Genomic DNA, 16,384 nt, shown 5'->3' with positions numbered 1-16,384 from the left:
ATCCGTTTTACATCCACGTTTCGAATAAATACCGTTCCCAAAGTGAACCTTTCGTTTCGACAGGACAGGAGCCCGGCAGCATGAAAGACAACCGTTGGTCACCGGGCTACCGACGTCAGCTCCTTGCACTTACCTGCCTTGCCGGCAGCGTCCTCGTCGCTTTCGGCAAGAGCGCCCGCGCCGCGCAGGCAACGAAACATTCCGCTCCGCGCCACCATACGCCCGGCCGCAGCACGACGCGCCCCGCCACCACGCCGGTACGCGCAAAAGCTGCCCCGCGCCCGCATGCGCTTGATGCCTCCGCTGCCGAAACGGTCTCCGTCACGTCCTCTCGCCGCGCCCTGAACGGCGGCGGCGGCATGATGCGCGTCGAGACGGCCCCTCATGCCGTCCAAACCGTCAGCAAGCAGTTCATCGACATGCGCGCGCCGACCAGCACCGCGCTTGATCTTGTCCAGAACCTGCCGAGCCTCAACGTGACCACTCCGGATTCGTCGGGCATGGAAGGCGGACAGATCCAGTCCCGCGGCCTGACCGATCTCGATATGGGCCTGATGGTGGATGGTGCGCCTGCCGCAGCCGCCAAATATCTCAGCGAAAACGTCGATTCCGAGAACCTCGAGAGCGTCAGCGTCACGCCAGGCTCCTCCGCAACAGATCTTCCCGTCATGTCGGCCGCCGGTGGCGTCATGGCCGAGGAAACCCGCACCCCCGCGCAGAAGCGTGGCGGCCTGATCGACTTCTCCTACGGCACCAACAACCTGTCGCGCGAGTTCATCCGCCTCGAATCCGGCGAGATCGGCCATAGCGGCGTCCGCGGCTATTTCTCGTTCTCCAACACGCATGCCCGGTCGTGGATGGGCGCTGGCATCAACCAGCGCAAACACATTGATTTCGGCCTGCAGAAAGACTGGAAGAACGGCTCCAACGCCAAGTTCTTCCTGTCCTGGAACTCGGCCGACTTCATCATCGACAACTACCCGACCTCCGACCAGTTCTTCCGCTACAAGCACACCGGTCAGGGCTACGGCCGCACGAACGACAAAACGAGCAACAACTACTGGGGCAATAACAACGATCACTGGAACCAGATCTTCATCTCGGCTCCGGTCCATATTGCCCTGCCGTCCCGCCTGTCGCTCGACATCCACCCGTATTTCAGCTTCGGACAGGGCTGGGATGCGTCTCCCGGCGGTACCACGACCGACGAGACCGGTGCCACGCGCGGCCTGACCAACTACTTCCTGCAGAACGAATACCGCTCGGTCGGTACGGTGGCGAAACTCAACTGGGAGATCGACCGTCACAACACGTTCTCGGTCGGTTACTGGTATGAAAACACCCAGACGATCCAGTCCTACCCCACCAGTTATCAGATGCCGGACGGCAATGCGGCCAGCCCGAACAATGCAGCCTATCTGATTTCTGCTGGCGACAAACAGACGGCGGGTTACGAAATCCACTCGCTGTTCGTTCATGACACGGCCAAGTATTTCAACGATCACCTGACGATCGATGCCGGCTTCAAATTCGTCATGACGAATATCTGGAACAAGGACTATTACGGCCGCCAGGAAGGCAACCGCACGGCACCCCTGCCGCAGCTTTCGATCGGCTATCGCATTAACAACCACCATCAGGTCTACCTGAACGTGGAAGGCGATTACCGTCAGCCCAGCGCCAGTCGATCTCGGCTGGCTGTACACCAGTGTTGCGATCCCCAAGAACCAGTATTCCATCAAGGAAGAACTCGGCTACCGCTATCATGACGACCACATCATCGCGGACGTCGCCTTCTTCAACTACAACGTCACGAACCGCATCGTGGACCAGTATATCGGCATGAACAGCTACAAGCCGTTCAATGTTGGCAACCAGCAGATGCGTGGCTTTGACGTGATGGTCGCAGCACGCCCGATCCACGGCTTCAGCCCCTACGCCTCGATCGAATATCTGCACGCTTCGCAGGACAGCAACGTTTTCGATCCGTATCTGAACACGATGCTGCATTCCAAGGGCACGCAGGCCGTTATGGCCCCGCATGTCATCGCAAATTTCGGCCTGACCTATACCTATAAGGGCTTCTTCGCGAACGGCTCCGTGCACTATACTGGACCGCAGTCGGTCAGCATCGTCGGCGACCAGCGCATTCCGGGCTATGTCACCGATACGCTCTCACTGGGCTATCACTTCAAGCCGTTCATGTTCGCGAAATCCCCGACCTTCCGCCTGAACTTCACCAACCTGACCAGCTCCGTCGTCCGTACCGGCGCCATGGGCGCGGTCTACAGCGCCAAGGATCCGAGCACTGTCTACAGCGGCAACATGGCGTCCTATACCGGCTACGGAAACTCCTTCATGGTCGCCCCGCGCTTTGCCATGACCGGCACGGTCTCCACAGCCTTCTGATTCTGCGGCATAGGAACCCATCGGTTCCTGTGCCTGCATTGCAAACCGGCTCTCCTCCAGCGCGTTGCCGCAAGACGGCACGCATACGCCCTTACGGGACGGAGGAGACCGCCATGCCCCCCGGAAGCATTTTCACAAAACACCCTGTCCGATCAGCACTGCTGCTCTGCGCGACACTGGCTGCAACACCGATCGCGCATAGCGCCCCGGTTCCGACGGAACCAGCGCCGGACCAGTCCGCCGTCACCGTCATTCCGAGCTCAGATGCCGTGAAATGGCAGCCGGCTCCCGTTATGTTCCCGCATGGAACGAAAATGGCCATCCTGACCGGCGATACCAGCAAGCCTGGTCCCTTCACCCTGCGCGTCATGATGCCCTCAGGATCGTTCATCCCACCCCACACCCATAATCTGGACGAAATGCTTACCGTCATCAGCGGCGACATCCAGCATTTCGTGGGACAGAGCCTGGCCACGACACAGCAGCGCCACCTCGGCCCGGGCGGCTTTGTACACCTGCCGGTCAACGTGCCCCACGCCATCAAGGCCGGAAGCCAGGGCGCGGTGCTTCAGGTCTCAGGCATGGGGCCGTTCAGCATGACTTATGTGAACCCGCAGGACGCCCCCCGCAACACGGGCCGCTAAAGCCGCCGGATATGAAAAACCCTGCTCCCGGATCGGGAACAGGGTTTTCAGAACTCAGGAAAGCGGTGCGCTTATTTCCCGATCGTCGAGGTCACAATCCTCGGCGTCAGGATCTGCGGCAGCACCACGCCGTCCTGATGCGGCGCGTAATACATATAGAATGGCACGCCATCGCGCCCATGGGCCTTGAGGAACCCAGCAATCGCGGCATTGCGGTTCGTCCAGTCCCCCTTGAGGAACACAATCCCGCGGGACCGGAAAGCTTCCTGAACGGACGGCACATCCAGCGCTACACGCTCATTGACCATGCAGGTAATGCACCAGGACGCCGTCATGTCGATGAATACCGGCTTTCCCTGCGCCCGAAGCTCCGCCAGACGCGCTTCGGAGAACGGTTCGACACCAGCTTCCGCCGCTCCGGCTGCCACGGGAGCAGGCGCGGCCCGCAATCCCTGCGCCAGCGCCGCACCGCAAACCACGACGCACAGCGCTGCCACGCTACGGCAGAACGCCACCGTTCCCCGGCCCCCTTCCAGCATCGAACGCCGCTGCCCGACGCCATAGATCCAGCCCGCAAATCCGAGCAGCACAACGCCCCCGGCCGTCAGCGCCACGAAGGTCACACCACGCTGGATCGCCGCAACCCAGAGCAGCCACACACAGGTTGCAAACAGCGGGAACGCCAGAACCTGCTTGAGAATCCCCATCCAGGCCCCCGGCTTCGGCATCCGCGACGCCACACCCGGAACCCCGGCGACCAGAATATACGGAAACGCCAGCCCGAGCCCCATCGCCAAGAACACCAGAACGCCCATCACCGGCGGTCCACCCAGAGCACCCGCAATGGCAACCCCCATGAACGGTGCCGTGCAGGGCGTCGCCACGATGACCGCCAGCAGGCCCGTCATCATGTCACCACCACGGCCACCCCCGGTCTGAACCTGACCCAGACGCCCGGCGCTGACTTCAAACACACCGAGCAGGTTCAAGCCCATCAGGAACAGCAGCCAGCAGACCGCCACCACAAATCCCGGCGACTGAAACTGAAAGCCCCAGCCCGCCGCAGACCCGGCCAGACGCAGCCCGATCATGACGATACCCAGAGCCGCAAATGCGCCCATTACCCCGATCGTATAGAAGAGTGCGCTCTGAAGCTGCACGCCCCGTCCGGCACCCCCCATTTTCGCCAGGGACAGCGCCTTCATCGCCAGAACCGGAAACACGCAGGGCATCAGGTTCAGGATCAGCCCACCGACAAAGGCAAACAGCAGAACCCGCAGCCATCCCGCGCCCGTCGGTACCTCCGCACCCGAGGCCTGACCCGGAGCCGAAGCAGTTTGCACAGGCGCAGAAGCCGCTCCCCCGACCGGACGCGCCTCAATCTGCAACTGGCTTTCCTGCCCCGCCGCATCCTTGAGCACGACAACACCGACCAGCGGCCTGTCCCGATGCGCCGATTTCAGGAACTTCAGCCCGAGCGTCAGCTGTCCGTCCGAAACATGCAACGGCTGATCTGCCACCTGATCGATCACGCCCCCGTCCTGCGGCAGGAACCACGCCTGCGACACAGACGCCGCAGAGAGCCCCTTGCCCGAAAGCGTCAGAACACCATCTGCTGACACACTGGCCGCAAACGGCGACGCCACCGGCATGGCCGCATCCGCCTTGTGGAACAGGGCCGCCTGCGCCCCTTCCGGAGCGTCCTGCGCCGCAGCCGGCAGCGTCAGCGTGAAATCACCGCTTTCGGGAATGCAGACCTGCGCACAGACAAGCCACTCTCCATGCGCATGAAGCGTCGTGCCACCCGAACCCTTGAGAACCAGATCCTCCGGCAGCGTCACCTCATTGACATAGGCGTAGGACATGAGGCCGCCCTCACTGATCCGCACCGGTACCGGCCAGTGGATCGGCCCACCCTTGCCCGTCGCCCCGCCATCAGCGGTCACATCCAGCGTCGGCGTATCTCCGGCATCGCCCGGATTGATCCAGTAGGTATGCCAGCCCGGCTTGAGCTGAAGCCGCAACCCAACACGCAGATGCTGGTCCGGCCCGACCGCATCGCGATCCGTGACAAGGGTTGCGGTATCATTCCCGGACGTGACGGGCGTACTCTCCGCTGCCAGCGCGGACGCAGACCCCAGACCAAGAAACCCTGCCAGAAGCAGGGCGGACATACTGAACACTCGATGCAAGGCAGGCTCATTTCAACAATCAGGACAGAACCGCAACCATATCACTGACTGAAACGGAAAACAGGACCTTTACGGTAGCCAAACCGCAAAAGCCCTGAAAAACCGTCCCTTACGGGATCAGTCGTTCCGCCCGCAGACGGGTGAACAGGTCAGTGAAAGAGTCCGGCGTGTACTGGTAATCCAAGAACCCGGCACGGCGGCTCTTGCTCATATCCGTCACACATTCGACCGGGCGTCCGAGATCCGCATCCGTATGCCAGGCCGAGTCCAGCCGCCCGATCCGGCTTTCCGTCAGACCGTATTTCGTAGCAATCTGCTCCCAGAGCTCCGCATCGCCCGAGAGCGTTTCTTCAAGTGAGGTCTCATGGCCCGGATAGGGTGCCGCCTCGATCCCGAACCATTCCGCCAGACGCAGCCAGAGCCATTTCCAGCGTACCAGATCACCATTCACGATATTGAACGCCTCGTTCCGGCCCGCCGCAGACGTGGACGCCCAGAGCAGCTGCCGCGCCAGTTGCCGCGCATCCGTCAGATCGGTCAGACCATCCCACTGCACCGGCGATCCCGGAAAGACGAAAGGCCGACCGGTCTCACGGCAGATCGTCGCATAGACCGCCAGCGTACTGCCCATATTCATCGCATTGCCGACCGCATAACCGATCACCGTATGCGGACGATGCACGCTCCACGAAAAGCCATGTCGCTCAGCCGCTTCGTACAGCGCGTCTTCCTGATCGTAATAAAAGTTCCGCAGATCCAGCCGGGGCACCTCCTCCCGGAACGGCGTCACGGGCGGCTCTCCCGACGCATAGGCCTCGAACGGGCCAAGATAATGCTTCATGCCGGTCGTCAGCGCCGCATGAACCAGAAGCCCCGGCTCCGGCAACGCCGCAAACAGATTACGCGCCATCGCCGCATTGACGCGGCAGTTCTCTTCCTCGGTCGCCTGACGCATCCAGGAGCAGAAGAAGACATGACTCGGCCGCAGGTCTTTCAGCGCCCTGGCGAGCGACGACGGGTCCAGCAGATCAGCCGCCACTGGCAGCACGCCCGCCACATCATGGCGAGGCCGACGGGCCAGACCATGCACCGTCCACCCCTCGGCCACGAGACGCGCTGCAGATTTCTGGCCGACAATCCCCGTCGCCCCGACCACTAGGGCGGTCCGGAGCGGTGTCACAGCAGGAACAGAAGAGGTCATGGGATTTTTCCTTTGCAGAAAACAGGGTCTGCTCCACATCTGATACGACATCCCCAATTCCGCCAGACGGCACCTTTTTGTGCCCTGGTGACCAGAAGGTTCCCGTTCCATGACATCGCCGCTGCCCGATCACTACCGTCAGGCACCTTTCGCCGAAGACTGTGCGCCACGCCGGATTCTGAGGCTTTTCAGCGGCAAATGGACCACCATGATCCTGCACACGCTGCATCTTCTGGGCGGTACGGCACGCCCCGGAAAGCTCCAGCGCAGCATCCCCGATCTGTCGAAAAAAATGATGACCCAGACGCTTCGTGATCTTGAATCGCAGGGCCTCATCCGCCGCAATGTCCGGCAGATCATGCCGCCCCATGTCGATTACAGCCTGACAGAACTCGGGCAGACCTTCGTGGAGCCCGTCGAGCTTCTCTATCACTGGGCCATCCGCAACGCCGATGCGCTCGACCGGCTCGCACAGCACGAAGCCTCTACATCCGAATAGGCCGCCCATATGAAGAGGGCGGGACAGGACCGCCGCCTTGTGCCATGTTTGCGTCAACAAACTGTGCCCTGTGCATGTCACAAACCCCACTCCAGAACGCGTACTCTGAAGGACTCTCCAGACCGATGCCGTTGATACCCCGTCCCGATCCCGCTTCATTCTCCGCGCCACGGACCGGACGGTCCCTCCCCGGTATCCTTCTCTTTCTGGCCCTCAGCCTCCTGACGTCTCTGGCGCCCGCCATGGCGGCGGACAGCACCACGACCACAACGGACGCTCCGCTCAACAAGCAGGAAGCGCAGCAGCTCCTCAACGTTCTGAACAACCCCAAGGAGCGGGAGTCCTTCACCCATACCCTCTCCCTGATGGCCCGCGGCCTTCAGGTCGAGACGCCCGCCACAACACCGGCACCCGCGGCTCCGGTGGCAGCTGCTCCCAAAGCGGCCCCTGCAAAAGTTACGCCCGCCAAGCCGGTCGCCGAAGTCCCGCCCGACATCCATACCGGTCTGAGCAGCATCCGCCTTCAGGCTCTCGGTTACCTGCATAATTTCCTCGGACTGTTCAGTGACCTTGCGATCGTCGGCCACTGGGCCCACAGGATGCTGGCCTCGGCGGACAGCCGCACCACAATCCTGCACGCCTTTGGAGGCGGGCTCATCGTCATGCTGTGCGGCATTGCCCTGGAACGGGTTGTCGCTCTCAGCCTCCGCAAGCCGCTCCGGCAACTCACGCAGAACGCCGAAAACCGTGAACAGCGCAGCGCAGTCGCAACCGAAGAAGACACACCGCCGGAACCCATCGTCGACGGCTCCAGCCAGACCCGCGCCGCCGACCAGCGGCGACAGGTCGAGACCCTGCGGTTCCTCGCCCGCGTCCCCTATGCGCTGGGACATTTCGCGCTGAAGGCCGTCCCGGTCCTCGCCTTCCTGGCCGTGGCCTATCTCGCCATTCTGATCTTCCCCTGGAATGCGAAGACCGACAACGTCATCATGACGCTGGCCAACTGCTACGCGGCCGCCCGCTGCCTGTATCTGTTCGTCGAAACCGGCTTCGCGCCACGCTCACCCATCATCCGCCTCCTGCCCGCCACGGACGCCACAGCCTTCCTGCTGACCCGCTGGTGGAACGTGCTGGTCGCCGCTCCCGCCATCATTTTCTGCCTCTCCACACTCGGCGGGCAGTTCAACCTGTCGCCGCGCGGCACGGATGCCATGATCCGCGGCGTGGTCCTGATCGAACATATCCTGATCGCCATTTTCATCTGGCGCATCCGTCACCTCGTCAGCCGCGCCCTGCAACCCCGCGCCGTCCCCGACACCGCGATGTGGACCTTTATCGTCGCCCTTACCCGGCTGTGGTGGGTCCCGGCCATGTTCCTCGACATATCGCTGTGGATCGTCTGGGCCGCGCATCTGCCGGGCGGATACCGCTGGATTCTCGACACCACCGGCATCACCATCGGTATCCTGGTCGCTTCCCGGCTTGTGGCGGTCATGGCCTACGGACTGCAGGACCGCTTCTTCCGCATCAACCCGGCCTTGACCGAACGCTTCCCCGATCTTCAGAAGCGCGCCGACCGCTATTATCCCTTCGCCCGCAGGATCCTGACCGGCGTCCTCCTGTTCCTGACCCTGATCGCCATGACCGAGGCCTGGGGCCTGCCCACATTCGGCTTCTTCCTGCACAACGCCGTCGGCCGCCATCTGATGGACGCCGTCCTGACGATGCTGGTCGCCCTCAGCGTGGCCGTCACAATCTGGGAAATCATCAACGCCTTCCTCAGCCAGCAGCTGTCCCGCTTCGAGAAGTCGGACCAGATGTCGCGCGCAACCCGCCTGCGGACGGTCCTGCCCATCATCCGCACCGTCCTGCTGGCCATCATCATCATCATCGTCGCGGTCACAACGCTCTCGCAGATCGGCATCAACGTCACCCCGCTGCTCACCGGTGCAGGCATCATGGGTGCCGCCATCGCCTTCGGTTCGCAGAGCCTGGTCAAGGACTTCATCACAGGCTTCTTCATGCTCGTCGAAGATGCCATCCAGGTGGGTGACTGGGTCACGACCGGCGGCGTCTCGGGAACGGTGGAAAACCTCTCAATCCGCACCGTGAAGGTCCGCGACATCAACGGCGACCTTCACATCATCCCATTCTCGTCCGTCTCCTCAATCGCCAACACGGCCCGCGGCTACAACCAGGTCATCGTCAAGCAGCAGCTCGACCTCTCCGAAGACCTGCCCCGCGTCACGGCCATCATGGCCAAGACGCTCAAGGAGATGCGCGACGATCCGGTTTTCGGTCCCATGATCCTGTCGGACTATAATGATCTGGGCGTGGACAACAGTGACAGTGGCGGCGCCACCCTGCTTGGCAGCTTCCGCACGACTCCGATGATGAAGTGGAAGGTCAAACGCGAATTCTACCGCCGCATCACCAATCTCCTCGCGGCGGCGAACATCAAGTTCTACACTGGCACGTCCTACTTCACGACGCCGCCCAGCAATGCCATGCGCATCGCCGCGGACATCAATCTGCCGACCCCGGCCAACGACGCGCCCCCGGCCGCCGCAAAGCCGGAGCAGCCGGCTCAGGACAATGACAAGCCTGAAACCAGTGCTCCGGAATGACTTTCTGACCGGCCTTCAGTGGAGGCCGGTCACCTGTCGCCATGTCCATAATTGTTAATGAATTAAATAAAGTCTTGCATTAACCGGGCTAGGGGCTCATTCTGTCTCCACATTATCGAGAACCCTCCTCCCGGTTCCCGCAGACGATTTCCCGGCCCGACCTTCCCTGCGGCCCCGCATCGCCCGCCAATCGGCGAGGATCATGCCAAGGAATCCAGTGATGTCTCTTGTCCTGGTCTCATCAGATTCGTCTGCCCCTGGGCAGAAAACCACTCCTGCGGCTGACCCTGCTGCCGCACCAATGGAGCGCCCCGATCCGGCCGCGCTGGCCGAGAAGAACCGTCAGGAAGAGCGGGTCCTGAAAAAGCGCTTCATTGGAATGGTCCTTGGCCTCGTATTCGCGCATGTCTATGTGGCGCTCGCGCTGGCCTATTCCTACATGGACGACCACAACCACCTGCATACCTGCTGGCTCCCGCTGCTCGGCGCCTTCATCTGCGGGATGATCTTCGTCTTCCACGTCTCGATCTCTTAATCAGGAGAGGCACCCATGACCCGTACCGTCCGCCACGCATGGCTCCAGCCCTTCCTGTCCACGACATTGTGGACGCTCGTCCTGATCGACATCGCCGTTATGACCTATCTGGAAAATCAGGATTTCTTCAAAGACTACGCCGGCTGGGCCTGGCCCTCCGTCCTGATCACCGGGATCATCGGCTACTTCATCGGCCCCGCAATCGATCGCTTCTTTTCCAAGGAACCGGCGACACCGAACCGACGCTAAGCGCCTCCTGAGAACGCCTTTCGTTTCCAAGACAAAAAAAGGGAGACAGAACACTGTCTCCCTTTTTCAATCCATCACTCCCGCGGACCTTACCGCAGGATGCCCGTATGCCCGACGCTGTAGCGTCCCGGCTGCGGCCAGACCGTCAGGCCATGCGGCTCTGCGCCGACCGGGATCTTGCGCATCGCTCCCGTATCGGTGTCGATCGCATAGACGACGTCATCGAACCGGCCCGACAGCCAGAGCAGCTTGCCGTCCGCGCTGACATTGCCCATGTCCGGGCTGCCACCACCGGGGATCATCCACGTCTTGATGACCTTATCCGTCGCGAAATCGATGATCGATACGCCACCCGGACCATGCTTCGGACCATGAATGCGGTGCGAGCCACGATTGGCGACATACATCAGCTTGCCATCACGGCTCGGATACAGGCCATGCGTGCCGATGCCCGTCGGGATGAAGCCGGTCTCCTTGAAGGAATCCCCGTCCACGACGAACACGCCGTCCGCCATCATGTCCGCCACATAGAACTTGTGACCATCCGGCGCCGTCAGGATGTCCTGCGGCATGCCACCCTTGGACAGCTTCAGCATCCCGATCATCTTCAGGTTCACCGTATCGACCTTGGCGACATAACCGCCGAATTCGCAGGTGAAGATCGCGTATTTGCCGTCGATGGAGAAATCGGCGTGATTGACACCCTTGCATTCCGGCGTCTCGACCGAGCCCTTCAGCTCCATCGTATGCGGGTCTCGGAAGTCCAGGCGCTTGTGCGCCTCGGCCACCGTAATCGCGTATTTCCCGTCCGGCGTGAAATACATGTTGTACGGATCATCCACGGCAATGGACGGGCCCGGCTTGGCCGTCGCCGGATTGATCGGCGTCAGCGACCCGTCCGGACGACCTTCGCTGTTATTTGTCACCCACAGCATCCGCAGATCCCAGGACGGCACCACATGCTGCGGCGAATGCCCGACCCGGAACGTGTCCACGACCTGAAAGGAGGCCGGATCAATGACGGACACGCTGTCCCCGCGCAGGTTCGGCACATAGATGCGGGCCGGGTCCTGCGCGATCGCCGGCGAAATGTGGGACGGCGTCGTCTCGCTGTAGATGTTCTTCGGATCGATCACCGGCGGCATACCCGGGATCGTCTGGATGCCGGAAGCCGCGACCGGCGCCGCAACAGGAGCGGAAGCATCAGCCGGAACCGGCACCATCGGGGCACTCGGGGAATATTCCTGCGCATGGGCCGCGGCAGCTCCCAGCAGCGTCATCGCCACCAGAAGAGGAGTCTTGAATGTCATGGATGGCTCCTTTGGAAAGACTGGATTGCCGCAACCGCGGTCCGGATCTGCATGTCCGTGCCGATCCGGCCGAGCCCGGCCGATGCGCGCCGCGGATCGCCACCATAGACGCCCTCGTCCGCACCCGGTTTCGGAGCCGCGCGCAACGCATCCTGACGCACAAGCGACGGATCAACCGCCAGCATCAGCGACGTATCGCTCAGCTCCGCATGAAGCCCCACCTCCGCTGCATGTCCCTGCGCACGCAGGGCATCGGCATACTGGTGGGGAACAACTTCATAGTAATCGCGCACATAGAGCACGGCCGCCTGACCCTTCCAGGCCCGGTTCAGCTCCTGCGCCACCTGCGCCATGAAAGACTGGTAGCCACCATGATCGCCCAGCAGCACGATCCGCCGGAAACCCTGAACGCGGAAACTCTCCGCAGCGCCCTTGAGCAGCCCCTCGAACACGGCGGGCGGCACGGAAATCGTGCCCGGGAACTTCATGTGGGACGTGCGCGGACTCGTCGAGCCCTCCGGCACATAAGCCACAACAGGAGCCACCAGCGTGTGTCCGGCCTGAAGCGCAATTGCGTCGGCCAGAACCTGCGCCCGCACATTATGCTTGCCGACCGCCATATAGGGGCCGCTCTGCTCGGTCCCGCCCACGGGAATGATGATGGTATCCGTCCCCGCCTTTACATCCCGCGCCACCTCGGTCCAGCTCCGGCAGGCGAACTCGGCCTGCAGCGCTGTTCCACTGCAATGCGGCGACGTGTCCATCACGGCCTGCGCGCGGGTTGCCGGGACAGACAGCCCCATCCCCACACAGAGCAGGGCGACACGACAGGACAGGCGACGGAGAAACAGCATCAGGGCCGGGACATCTCTTGTAATGGCTGCCCTTCCCTACTCCATCTGCCCCCTCTTTTGCCAGAGGCGCCTTTTCCGGAACCTGCGTCTTTCCGCAACCGGATCATGTAGTATAAGACACTATGGCTTTTCCGATTTCCTACGATCCCGATCCCGTCGACAGCGCCGCCCACCTGATCCAGGTCGCGCTTACCCCTGTCTTCATGCTCTCGGGCATCGGCACGCTCATCAACGTCTTCAACACACGCCTGGCCCGCGTTGCCGACCATCTCGAAGACGTCCGCAAGAAGCTCAGCACGCCGGCTACGGATGATACGCCGGCCGATCCACTCAACACGCCTGAGCGTCTCCGCACCCAACAGACCCGCCTGCACCGCCGCGTCTTTGTGCTGGATGCTGCGATTCTCCTCAACGCCATCGGCGGTGCGTCCACCTGCGGCGCGGCCATGGCGCTGTTCGTGGGCTCGATCCGGGACGCCTCGACGTCAGCATGGCTGCTCGCACTTTTCGGCATAGCTCTCGCCTGCACCGTTGGATCGCTGATGTTTTTCCTCGCCGACACCCTGCTGAGCTGGCACGGACTGCGCCGCGACACGGATCTGAGCCTCGACGCCGAATAACTGTCCGCGCAATTTTATTTCAAAAACCACCCGGAACGGTACCCTTTCCCGAGAGAAATACCGATCCGCAAGCGCACGCAACTTTACTTTAACAAAAGCGAAATAATCGCCTGACGGAAACAAAAACGACGTCTCCGCAAAGACGGCAAAAGTTTAAAACGCATTTATGCATGGAATGCAGGGCTGACCCTGCATCTGTATTTGTTGCTTTGGACCCCGATTCTGGAGTTTCTCCCGCTGCACGCTGCAAAAACGGCAAACAAAACCACACGGAGATTTTCCAAATGACGTCCATGACCCTGATCCACCTGATCGGCCTCCCCACCAGCCTGCTCGCACAGTTCTCGATGGTTGCCTTCGTTCCGATGATCGGTGCCCTGATGATCGCCACGGTCGCTTCCGACCGCGTTTCCGAGAGCTGATCACAGTTATCTCGGGACAAGCCCGGCCATCGTGCCGGGCGTCCCGCTCCTGATCTTTGCGAACTGACGCGTCTCGCGCTCAGTGACGGACCGAGAGATAGGAGTCCGGGTCCAGCCGGCGGCGCCACAGATCGCACAGCCAGCAGAAACTGATCCCGACCAGCATCCCGACCGATGTCGATCCGACCCAGTGTGTCGGCAGAAACGACATCATGACGCCCGCCAGACCGGCGATCGTCCAGTTCATCGTTCCCATCAATGCCGAAGCCGCGCCCGCCTGATGCCCATGATGCGTCAGTGCCAGGATGCCCGCATTTGGTCCGATGAAGCCCAGCGAAAATGTCGTGCACCAGATCAGCGTGCACAGGATCCACGGGTCTTTTGGCCCCGCAAAGCCCGCCAGACAGATCAGAACGGCCAGAATACAGAACACCAGCACCGCCAGCATCCCGAACTCCATCACCCGCGTGAACAGGAACCGGTTGGCCAGCCGCGCATTGATCTGCGAGCCAAGAATGAAGCCCACGCCGTTCAGTCCGAAGAAAATGGCGAACAGATGCGGCGAAAAATGCAGGATGCCCTCGAACAGCGCCGGCGCGTTCGATAGATAGGCAAACATCGTGAACGTCCCGAAGCTGACGACCATCACCGCGGAGCAGAACAGCGGCTCCCGCAGCAGGTCCCGGTAACGGGCCACCATTCCACTGACTGGCAACGCAAAACGCCGGTCCAGAGGCAGCGTCTCAGGCAGCAGGAACAGCGTGCCGAAGAACATGACGATGCCAAAGGCGACATTCGCCCAGAAGATCAGCCGCCAGTTCCCCAGATCCAGCAGAAAGCTTCCGATCGAGGGCGCCAGCAGAGGCCCCAGACCGAAAATCAGCATCAGCTGCGACATGAGCTTCACACCCGCCGCCCCGGTCGCCACGTCCCGCACCATGGCACGGGGGGCTACGGAACTGATCGCCCCTCCCAGAGCCGCGACGAAGCGCAGCACACAGAACATGTGAAAACTGGTCGTCAGCGCCAGCCCGACCGAAGCAAGGGCATACACCACCAGCCCGCACAGAAGCGGCAGCTTGCGCCCATAGCGGTCACAGAGTGGCCCCAGGGTGAACTGTCCGATCGCCAGCCCTGCCAGCCAGGCCGTCAGTGTCAGCTGTGCAGATCCGGCTCCATGCCCCAGATCATGCTCCAGCGCCGGGAAGGCCGGTAGATACATGTCTGTCGAAACGGGCCCCAGAATGAAGATCACACCGATCAGCACACGGGTCAGGGCATTCATCCCCGGCGGGGACGTCTGTTCGGAAAGTGACGAAGCGGACACGCAGGCACCATGACTGGACTATCAGAAAACCGAAAACGGGCTTCCCCTGCTGGAGAAGCCCGTTTTCATACTCAACGCCTTTTTGCCCGGACTGACCAGCCCTGAATTCGGGACCGGCCGGTGCCTTCAGACAGAAACGCAGACCTTACTTCGGCCAGTTGGCCAGAATGTCCGTCTTCACGTTCTGCGGAAGACCGACATAGTCGAGGCGGGCATTATCCGCGTCACCATGCTGGAAACCCCACGTAAAGAAGTTGCGCACAGCCTTGCCAGACTCCTTCTGGGCGGCATCGACCGGCACCAGAACGAAGGTTGCCGTCACGATCGGCCAAGAAGAGGCGCCATCCGTATCCAGCAGGTTCACTGCATAGTGATCGGCATGGGCCCAGTCAGCAGCCTTGGCAGCTTCCGCGAAGCTGGCCAGCGTTGGCTCCACGAACGCACCGCTGTGGTTCTTCATCTTGGCGATGTTGAGGTGATTCTGCGCCGCATAGGAATACTCGACATAACCCACGCCACCTTCCGTCTGACGCACCATGGCGGCAATGCCGTCATTGCCACGCGCACCCGAACCGCCCGGCCAGGCGATGGACGTGCCAGCACCGAGCTTCTGCTTCCAGGTCGGGGAAACCTGCGACAGATAGGACGTGAAGACGTAGCTCGTGCCCGAACCATCCGCACGGTGGATCGGTGCGACATCCGTGTCCGGCAGCTTCAGACCCGGGTTCAGGGCCTTGATGCGGTCGTCATCCCAGGTCGTGATCTCGCCGTCATACAGACCGGCCAGCGTCGGACCATCGAGACGGAGCTGCCCCGGTGCAATGCCCGGCACGTTTGCCACGACCACGATGCCGCTCATGACGGTCGGGAACTGGTACAGCTTTTCCTTGGCCAGACGGTCGCCGCTCATCGGCTTGTCGGACGCACCGAAATCAACCGTCCGGGCAATGACCTGATCCTGACCGGCGCTGGAGCCCACGCTCTGGTAGTTCACGGCAATACCGGCCTGGCTCTTGGCCGCCGTGCCCCATGCACCATAGATCGGTGCGGCGAAGCTGGACCCTGCGCCAGTGATGTCCGCAGCCTGTGCCGAGGACGGGGTCATGGCAGCAGTGCCAAGGGCCGTGGCAACAAGAAGACCGAATAGCGGAGCTCTGCTCTTGATCATGGGAATCCCTTATGGGGCGTGAAAACTGCGCCCTTAGTAACGCTGACCAGAAAACAGAAACAGTGGGCCATGCGTGATAGTTTCATGACAGGGTTTGAAGACCGGGAAGTGCCAAAATGTCACACCCGTCTTCCCGCTGATTACCAGCCTGGTCCGCTCCCGCAACAAAACTGACATACGAAATCTGAAAACCGCGGTTTCCCGCGCTTTAAGCCCGGACTGTCATGGAACTGTCATGTTCCCGTCATGAAACCTTCCCATTATTTCAAAATACGAATCAGATACCTGAACTGCGGAACACACGCCCTCCCCAGAAGGACGCACCGC

General features: G+C 61.7%; 13 protein-coding genes and 1 pseudogene. 8 read left to right on the top strand and 6 right to left on the bottom strand.

The features are described 5' to 3' along the window. Positions 1–80: 80 nt before the first annotated feature. Both ACJ2A4_RS08895 and ACJ2A4_RS08890 read left to right on the top strand, forming a co-directional pair. Positions 81–2,409: pseudogene (locus tag ACJ2A4_RS08895) on the top strand (TonB-dependent receptor). A gap of 113 nt (positions 2,410–2,522) precedes the next feature. After that, positions 2,523–3,053, top strand: a complete 531-nt coding sequence (locus ACJ2A4_RS08890) for a cupin domain-containing protein (RefSeq protein ID WP_408872553.1) — start codon at positions 2,523–2,525, stop codon at positions 3,051–3,053. 71 nt (positions 3,054–3,124) lie between these two features. On the opposite strand, the gene ACJ2A4_RS08885 is transcribed toward ACJ2A4_RS08890, so the two are convergent. Further along, positions 3,125–5,227, bottom strand: coding sequence for a protein-disulfide reductase DsbD family protein (locus tag ACJ2A4_RS08885; RefSeq protein WP_408874142.1), 2,103 nt, complete (start codon positions 5,225–5,227; stop codon positions 3,125–3,127). Between the two features lie 127 nt (positions 5,228–5,354). Beyond that, positions 5,355–6,446 (bottom strand): SDR family oxidoreductase, encoded by a 1,092-nt coding sequence (locus tag ACJ2A4_RS08880; protein ID WP_408872552.1) that lies wholly within the window; start codon positions 6,444–6,446, stop codon positions 5,355–5,357. Between the two features lie 109 nt (positions 6,447–6,555). Here ACJ2A4_RS08880 and ACJ2A4_RS08875 point away from each other — a divergent pair, with 109 nt between their 5' ends. The 4 genes from ACJ2A4_RS08875 (at position 6,556) to ACJ2A4_RS08860 (ending at position 10,356) form a co-directional block, all read left to right on the top strand. After that, the gene (locus tag ACJ2A4_RS08875) at positions 6,556–6,945 is read left to right on the top strand and encodes a helix-turn-helix domain-containing protein (protein ID WP_041111452.1); all 390 of its coding nucleotides are present in this window, start codon (positions 6,556–6,558) and stop codon (positions 6,943–6,945) included. 125 nt (positions 6,946–7,070) lie between these two features. Then, positions 7,071–9,572, top strand: a complete 2,502-nt coding sequence (locus tag ACJ2A4_RS08870) for a mechanosensitive ion channel family protein (RefSeq protein ID WP_408872551.1) — start codon at positions 7,071–7,073, stop codon at positions 9,570–9,572. 220 nt (positions 9,573–9,792) lie between these two features. Next, positions 9,793–10,107 carry a hypothetical protein gene (locus tag ACJ2A4_RS08865; RefSeq protein ID WP_408872550.1) on the top strand — a complete coding sequence of 105 codons (315 nt, stop codon included), beginning with the start codon at positions 9,793–9,795 and terminating at the stop codon, positions 10,105–10,107. A 15-nt stretch (positions 10,108–10,122) separates the two neighbouring features. Further along, on the top strand, positions 10,123–10,356 hold the full coding sequence (locus tag ACJ2A4_RS08860; RefSeq protein WP_194259774.1) for a hypothetical protein: 234 nt from the start codon (positions 10,123–10,125) through the stop codon (positions 10,354–10,356). Positions 10,357–10,445: 89 nt separating this feature from the next. On the opposite strand, the gene ACJ2A4_RS08855 is transcribed toward ACJ2A4_RS08860, so the two are convergent. Continuing rightward, a complete protein-coding gene (locus ACJ2A4_RS08855; RefSeq protein ID WP_194259775.1) occupies positions 10,446–11,666 on the bottom strand; it encodes a YncE family protein in 1,221 nt (406 codons plus the stop codon). Further along, the gene (locus tag ACJ2A4_RS08850) at positions 11,663–12,520 is read right to left on the bottom strand and encodes a creatininase family protein (protein ID WP_408872549.1); all 858 of its coding nucleotides are present in this window, start codon (positions 12,518–12,520) and stop codon (positions 11,663–11,665) included. Before ACJ2A4_RS08850 ends, ACJ2A4_RS08855 begins: the two co-directional genes overlap by 4 nt. Positions 12,521–12,642: 122 nt before the next feature. On the opposite strand from ACJ2A4_RS08850, the gene ACJ2A4_RS08845 reads away from it, so the two are divergent. Both ACJ2A4_RS08845 and ACJ2A4_RS08840 read left to right on the top strand, forming a co-directional pair. Next, positions 12,643–13,140, top strand: a complete 498-nt coding sequence (locus ACJ2A4_RS08845) for a DUF2721 domain-containing protein (protein ID WP_408872548.1) — start codon at positions 12,643–12,645, stop codon at positions 13,138–13,140. A gap of 284 nt (positions 13,141–13,424) precedes the next feature. Continuing rightward, positions 13,425–13,562, top strand: a complete 138-nt coding sequence (locus tag ACJ2A4_RS08840; RefSeq protein WP_153429664.1) for a hypothetical protein — start codon at positions 13,425–13,427, stop codon at positions 13,560–13,562. Between the two features lie 79 nt (positions 13,563–13,641). Here the strand turns inward: ACJ2A4_RS08840 and ACJ2A4_RS08835 are convergent, their stop codons facing one another. Then, a complete protein-coding gene (locus ACJ2A4_RS08835; RefSeq protein WP_408872547.1) occupies positions 13,642–14,889 on the bottom strand; it encodes a multidrug effflux MFS transporter in 1,248 nt (415 codons plus the stop codon). Positions 14,890–15,034: 145 nt separating this feature from the next. Further along, positions 15,035–16,057: a phosphate ABC transporter substrate-binding protein PstS gene (gene pstS, locus ACJ2A4_RS08830; RefSeq protein WP_408872546.1), complete on the bottom strand. Its 1,023-nt coding sequence runs from the start codon at positions 16,055–16,057 to the stop codon at positions 15,035–15,037. Positions 16,058–16,384: the final 327 nt, after the last annotated feature.

The organism is Gluconobacter roseus (assembly GCF_046058915.1).
Taxonomy (GTDB): Bacteria; Pseudomonadota; Alphaproteobacteria; order Acetobacterales; family Acetobacteraceae; genus Gluconobacter; species Gluconobacter roseus_A.
Note: the sequence above shows the minus strand (reverse complement) of the source record. Positions and strands in the feature narration are given on the sequence as shown.